At 41.2% G+C, this 7211-nt stretch carries 6 protein-coding genes and 1 pseudogene; all 7 read right to left on the reverse strand.

Annotated elements, in window-relative coordinates:
- Positions 1-69 precede the first annotated feature (69 nt).
- Positions 70-717 (reverse strand): transglycosylase SLT domain-containing protein, encoded by a 648-nt coding sequence (locus tag ACFIM6_RS09200; protein WP_375612584.1) that lies wholly within the window; start codon positions 715-717, stop codon positions 70-72.
- Entirely contained in the window at positions 714-2897 is a 2184-nt protein-coding gene (locus ACFIM6_RS09205) for a hypothetical protein (RefSeq protein WP_375612585.1), read from the reverse strand. The genes ACFIM6_RS09200 and ACFIM6_RS09205 overlap by 4 nt, the downstream gene beginning before the upstream one ends.
- Positions 2894-4033 (reverse strand): hypothetical protein, encoded by a 1140-nt coding sequence (locus tag ACFIM6_RS09210; protein ID WP_375612586.1) that lies wholly within the window; start codon positions 4031-4033, stop codon positions 2894-2896. The genes ACFIM6_RS09205 and ACFIM6_RS09210 overlap by 4 nt, the downstream gene beginning before the upstream one ends.
- Before the next feature lie 198 nt (positions 4034-4231).
- On the reverse strand, positions 4232-5080 hold the full coding sequence (locus ACFIM6_RS09215) for a hypothetical protein (protein WP_375612587.1): 849 nt from the start codon (positions 5078-5080) through the stop codon (positions 4232-4234).
- Position 5081: 1 nt separating this feature from the next.
- Entirely contained in the window at positions 5082-5507 is a 426-nt protein-coding gene (locus ACFIM6_RS09220; protein WP_375612588.1) for a hypothetical protein, read from the reverse strand.
- Complete coding sequence (locus tag ACFIM6_RS09225; RefSeq protein ID WP_375612589.1) at positions 5507-6964, reverse strand: hypothetical protein; 1458 nt, start codon at positions 6962-6964, stop codon at positions 5507-5509. The genes ACFIM6_RS09220 and ACFIM6_RS09225 overlap by 1 nt, the downstream gene beginning before the upstream one ends.
- A gap of 1 nt (position 6965) precedes the next feature.
- Positions 6966-7211, reverse strand: a pseudogene (locus ACFIM6_RS09230) (hypothetical protein); the annotation flags it as partial.

The following is a 7211-nucleotide window of genomic DNA, read 5'->3' on the forward strand; positions in this document are numbered from 1 at the left end:
ATTATCCACGCGCGTATTATCCGACGCTCTAAGCGACCAATCATAAATCGTTGACATTTCTCGTGAATCCTAGCTTCGGTAAAATGGTCCGTAAAACGCCCGCATGAATTGCGTCATCAAAGGATTATCATCATCACTCTCTTCTTCTTCCGAAGCCTCTTCTTGTGATGCTAATAATGCCCGTAAAACCTCTAACAAGTTGTCTCTATTGCCAAAACCACCCTGTGCTATAGGACTTGCTCTATAAGGCTGCCCCCCATACATCTGTAGCACGCGGTTTACAAAATCACTTGCACGCATAGCGTTGTTGCCACCATTCAAACCAACCGCATTACTGCCAACAATTTGCGCTGCATTGGCATGGGGATTTTGTAAAAGGCGGGCGGCTCCTCCTGCCCCTTGTTGATGTGCTAAATACAATTCTGCATCAGTAGGCGCTCTTCCCAAAAGGCGGCTTAAATGATTGCGATTATCAAGCGTCAAGCGCCCCATGGCATCAGCTGCTTGTATGGGGTCAAAACGATCCTGCAAACCATATTGTTTGGCGGTGCTGTCTATAAATTGATACAACCCACCAGCAGAAGAGCGGGGATTCCTTGCATTCGGATTGCCTCCACTTTCCACTTGCGCAACACGGTACAAATAACTCTCTGGCAAACCATATCGCGCTGCTGCTTGACGGATCGCTTCATCTACAGAAGAACTATAACGGGTCATCGGTTAAACATCCTCACAACCTCGTTTCCACTTAATCTAAACAAATCAGAAAAACGCTTTTTCACCCACTCTTTCGTGACATATCCATTATGATGCGCTTTCACCATGCGTTGAATGAGATCGACAATTTGAGCATTCTTAATCTGTGTTCCCCCTGTTAACAATTTGACAACATCCTTTTCAATCCGTTGACGCTCTCTAAACGCCGCCTCTTTGAAAGGAATCCAAGCAGCCTTCCCAGCAGCTTTTGCTAATTGTACAGCTGCATCATGTTTACCCGTTGGCATATTGACGTTATGCCTAAAAGATATCTTTTCATCCGCTACACGACCTGGTATTCTATTATAAAAATCTGCATAATCGGCTTCTTTTTCGATAACCTTCTTGACCGCAGAAGCTTTATCGACTCCATAAATCTTTGCAAATCGTTTATACAGATCATTCGTACCAAAAATCTCCTTTGCCTTGGATACTTCATCTTTTGTTTGCCCCATACCTTGTAAAAGTTCTGCCCTTGAGCCCTTTTTAAAGTATTCTTGTTGTGCCTTTGGTAATTCATCAAAGATTTTACTGAACTCATCCTTATTAACCGACTTGCTAAGGATTTTGGAACCTTCATCCATGGCATCTAAACGTGAACTATATTGATGATACAATGATCGTGCCTTCTTATATTTAGGCGATATATCATCCATAAGCTCTAATAACTTTTTCTGAATGCCAACTAAGGTATGAACTTTACTGTTATCTCCTACCTTCTCGGCTGCATCTCTCATAAGACCAAGTTTAACCTTCGTTTCATGGAGAACACCCATGTTGGGCTTTTCTTTAAGGAGATTAAATTTTTCAGAAGAAAATGGAGCAACTTCTTTGACCTTACTCGTGAATTCCTGTAGCCCTTCTTTATAAGCCTGTTTGAAATATGGACGCTTCATTAATTCATTAAGAGCGCCATAATGCTGTTCTCCTATTGGTATTTTTTTGGCTATTTCGTAAAGAGTATGTGGTTCTGCTTTCCTAATCGCGATAAGATCATTTTTTAAACCTGTGACATTTTGATGAGGAACAAAGTATTTATCAGCCGCCTGATGAATACGCTCCCCTCCTCCCAGCGCTCTCTGTTTAGCTCTCTTGGTTAAATCAAGATAAGCCCCTTGGTTTCTTTTCGCGATATCAAAAACAAGATCTTGTAAAAAAGGACTATGATCAGCTACGTAATCGGTAGGAACTGCTTTTTTAAAAGATTCTCCTAGCTCTTCAGAAGCTTCATTGCCTAAATGTTTACTGATTGCTCTTAACGTATCTTTTGAAACACCTTCTTTCGTATGAGAAGGAGAAAAAAGTCTTCGTATTCCACCAAAAGTAGAACCAAGCATACTGCCTACAAGATTTCCAGCCAATGCCCCGCCCATTCCTAAAGTTCCACCAGATGCCGTGGTTTGAAGTGTATTTAAAAGTCCTTCGCCTTCTCCTGCGCCATGTAATGCACCAGATGCTGCACCTACTTTAAGCAAATGAGGTAATGTTGTTTTGTTCGTGATGCCTAAAAACGGGCTTGCAAATCGACTTGGTAGTGACTGACCAGTTTTCAAAAAGGCTTGACCTAATTTTGACCCCGCCACATTCCTTGCAAGTGTAGGCGCTACAAGGCGTGCTCCTGAGGCTAACAACCCTCCCCCTAAAGTCGCAAGTGAAGGGATTGCCGCCCCTAAAGCATTTCCAGCAAAAGAAGTCCAATAATGTTGATCACTCATCCTACGATAATAATCACGTATTCTATTAGCTTCTTTCTCATATTTTTCTATGGTTTTCTTATCTCCAGTCCAATAGTTGTAAAGCCCCTTCAAAAAAGCCCATATTGCCAACTCATCATCAGAATCACGTCCTGCCGCTGTAATCCCCGCAATCTCATCATCTAAATTAAAACTCAATCCATGCTTTAAAGAATTCCAAAAAGCTTCACTTCGCGTGATTTCGGGATGTTCTGCTTCTTCTTCATAAGAATTATTATATAAAGGATAGTCGGCTACATAAACATCATCACCAAGTTCAAGAACTCGATCTCCTGGTCGATAACGTTTACCTGAATTGCTGGGATTAAGAGGATAATCGGCTACGTAAACATCATCCCCAAGTTCAAGAACTCGATCTCCTGGTCGATAACGCTTATTGTTTATCATCTTTTTGCTCCCTTATATACTGGATGACCATTATAATTAACTATTGTTCCAGGAGGATAACGATCTAGCTCTTCTCTGCTACTTATAGTTGGCAAATTTGCACTGCCTCCTTGTGATGACTGATTAGCAGAGGAGCGACTAGCATCTTCACCTAGTAAATAGGCTTTTGCTTCAGGCGATAGTCTTGAAATAACATCTCTTATTTGATTCAGATTCCGCGTAAATAATTCTACATTCATATCAATGCTTAGTTCACCTAAAGAATGCTTTAGCATGTCAAGATCTTTATCACTGACATTTCCAAGTCCTACCGCTCCTGTCCTTGATAATTGCTTCAGTTCGTCTATACGATCACTTGCTATACGTTCCTTAATTGATTTCACGACTTTATCTGCACCATTTTCTTTCAATCCAGGAACAATGCTTTTAATCCAAGCAATCAGACCTGTTGCATACCCACCTTTTTCCTTAAGGTACTCATCAAGATATGTGAGATCTTTCAATAAAATACTTTTCCGTACTATATTATTTGCATATAGAGCTTTTGCACGTTCAGCTTCCTCATACGATTTACCACCTTCAACCATAATATATCTATATCCACCTGGTGCATTCGGATCTTCCACAAGCATCCTACCGTCATTGGTAAATTGGGAATTCCTATTTCCACCGTTCACTTTTTGTAATAGAAAAGCATTCAACGCATCTCTATTTCCAGCTATGAACCGCGCCTCTTCCTCACTGTACCCTTTAGATTTTAGATACTCGACAGTCTGGTTAACCTGTCCTCTTTGTTTATCTCCTTCATGCAAGTTCTTCAGCCCCTTGGCAAAAAGTTGCCATCCAGATGAATTTGGACTAGCCGTTATCGCACCCATAAGAAAATCATCAATATTTTTACTAACATCAGACTGTGAAAAACGAGAAAATTTATCCCAAAAACTAAGATTTGGTTCAGGAGGCTGTTCTTGCAATGGAACTGGTTTTGTTGAAATAGGTGGAGAAGTCTCTAACTGAGGAGGAGTTTCTGATTGTGGAATCGGAGAGGGTTTATTCCCCTCATTATCTATCTCAGAAGGACGAATAGAACCTATTGGAGAAGGAGAAAAAGAGCCTATCTTATATGGATCATTCATAGAAATCGCATTAAGAAAAACTGGTAATTTATGTTTGTCCTTTCGTTGATTCGCTATTGATTGTAGTAAATCTTTTTCTAGTCTGCGTTCGTGTAGATCTTTTTCTAGTTTGGATATGAAACGTCTATCTCTCGGGTCAAAATCTATAAAAACCATTACTTTCCCTTTAACTATTTATTTTTTCTAAGATTATTCAAACTAAACGGCAGCATTTGCTGCCTTTTCCGCAGCCTTCTTTAATCCAAAAAGCACCATCATAGCATTCTGCCAAGGGTCGTTACCATGCATCTTAGATTCTGACATATTATTCATCGTCGTGCCGTAATTTCTTGCGAAGCCATGACCGGCGTTCATAAGCATATTCAACCTATTCCAGCCGCTATTGTCTTGTTCCAGCCAACGTTCTCTATTGGCATCAACAAGGCGTTGATTGTAGTCATTAAGAACAGATGACCCCTGCAACATATTCGAATAGGCATTATTATAAGAGGGGAATAAGTTACCTATCATGCCTAAGCGATACTTATTAAAATCACCAAGTAAGGCATTAGCATGTAACATATCCTGCTTATTCTGACGGTAATGATTAATCCTAGCACTTTTAGACAATGCATCAAGTTCACGCGCCAACACTTTTGTATGCGCACCAGATCCATAACCACCAGCACCTACAAAAGAGCTGTTAATCGTATCTCTCACATCATCCATAGATTTTTTAAGTACATCTTCAAAATCCTGATCATAGCCCCCTTTATAACTAGAAGCCAATTCACCAATATTTCTTTCTGCCTGCATGGGAGTATTCATCAAATGATTCATATAATTTTGATATTGATGAGGAATAGCTCCAAGACCTCCGATTGCTTGGTAAGTTGGAGCACTTAACGGGGCAACACGAGGTCCTCCATACACATTACCACCCATCCCTGTATCATACATGTTATACGCATCTGCACCCCCTCGCTTAAATACATTCTGCATCCAAGCGGGAGGGGCACTTGTCTGCACCTGCTTCTGTTCTGTCGTTGCTGGTCTACTGCTCCCCATGTCACAATTCCTTCCTATAATAAAGCATATCTATGCCATAACCTTGTTTGTTCAGTGCACGTTTCCAACCTAAACGCCCTAAAATCTCTATCTCAAAAGCCCCATTCTCACGCGCCCAATCCTCTACAAATGTCAAATTATCAACTTGATCAAGAACGCCCTTGCCACTACATTCACAAATCAGAGCGCGCTTCTTTCCTAAAACTGTCTGCTGTATCTGGGTCGTGAATGCCGCTAAAAAGCGCTCGTCATCATCCAAAACAAGCCATAACTGTTTCTTGCCACTGCAAATCGCTTCAAGGAGCTCTTGCAACGTGATTTCATGTTTGAAATGCTCTACATACTCACGAAATGACGCAATGATGTCTTCCAGATAAGGCGCTATACGCCCCATATCCCAAGACGTGGTCAAAAAAACTTTTGCCATTACCCTCTGCCTAAAGGACGTAAATCCACATTAAACCCTGTGATATGGTTCCAATGAACACCTTCAGGAATACGCAATTTAAAGCGGTGATAACGATTGCGCGAACGACCATGATAAGCGCCCGTGACATACGAACACACCCTCTCCTTGTGCCATGTGATCGGTGTCTGATGATTACGAAGCCGACGTTCTCCGATACTTAAAAAACCTTCCATCGTATCAACTTCGGCAAACATTTTTGTGATAAAGTTAAAACTTCCATCTGGTGCCCCCAATTCTTGCGAAACAACCGTTGCTTCCATCGGCGCACCTGTAAACATAACAAGCCGATTTTGGTCATCAAAAGCACCAAGCATTGGGGCACCACTTTGCCAACGAGGGCTGTCTAAAGAAGCCGGCAATGTCTCAAGATTGATCGAAATCTCATCTAACTGTTCTAAAGTATACCCTGTCGTAAATACTGGAAACAACGTGAAAAGTTTTCCCTGTAGCGTCGACCATTTCTGCAATCCCCAATCATAGACAAAGGTCGTTTGCTCGTTATTACCTCTTTTTAAGGACCAGTAAATCCGGTTATCAATGGGATCTATAACCCCTTGCATCTCATCAAGAGCAAACTTATCAAAGGTTTTAAAAACTGTTCTATCAACTTTCTCAAAGCCTATCGGCAAAAGTTGACCATCCAAACTCATCTGATAAAAACCACCATCACTCGCAAAAAAAGCATCACTCCCTCGACATGCTATAGAGGCTGCACTGCGCGCTCCGCGCTTGTCTTGGATCTTTTGAAAACTGTATACAAGTTCAGCCCCTGGAGTAAATAAACCAGCGTAAATAGCAGAACGCATAAAAATAAGGGGATTGGTGGATTCCGTCGCCCCTTGCACATATTCTCCATCTGGAAAATCTATATGATCACATTTTTTTTTACCTATTTCCCATAAATTTACATCGTTCAAACCTGACCAATGAATGCGATTGGGATTATCTGTCAATTGCATCAAACAAACAAAAGGTCCCCAAACTTTGACCAATCCTGCTTTCGGTGGATTTCCTTCTAAATCTTCAAACCGTTCAGAACTAAGGACCTTGAAAACTTGCGGTTTATCATTTTTATTCACCGCAATAACCATGTTTTTAAAAAGAGCAAACGACCATTTATTCTCCTCATTTGCATGATACGTCACACCACTTTGGCTGATATCTTTCCAACCCTGCGTTTGACTATTATAACTATAAAGCTTTTTGGCTCCCCCTACGATGAGCTTAACACCATTGCCACTTCGAAACGCTATGCACCCCAATGGCTTTTCTTCTAAAGGATGAGACACAACCATTGCATTAGGCATCGGAATGTAACAGCCATCAGCCGGTAAAACATTCACAAGCGTATCCGTAAAGCTCCCGTTGATGACCGAAACATCTGGTCTGTAATCAGCGATTGGAAAATAAACCATTTTAGAAATCCGTTGGAATTATTCGAGTGACGTTATGACGTTTGGACGTCTCTGCACGCAATTCATGCAATTGCTCGTTAAAGTCATTGTAAGCAGCGGCTGCACAATCGGGTTCTTTAAGGATATTCTTGTACAGTTCATATTTTGCACGCGCTTTAATCAAATCAAATGCGTGCACAAACCATGGATGCTCCTCATCAACACTCTCTATCTCTGATAAACGCAATGGAGAGAGAATGAGTTGAAT

Origin of the sequence: Bartonella sp. AA9NXGY, from assembly GCF_042196845.1 — a bacterium.
GTDB lineage: Bacteria > Pseudomonadota > Alphaproteobacteria > Rhizobiales > Rhizobiaceae > Bartonella.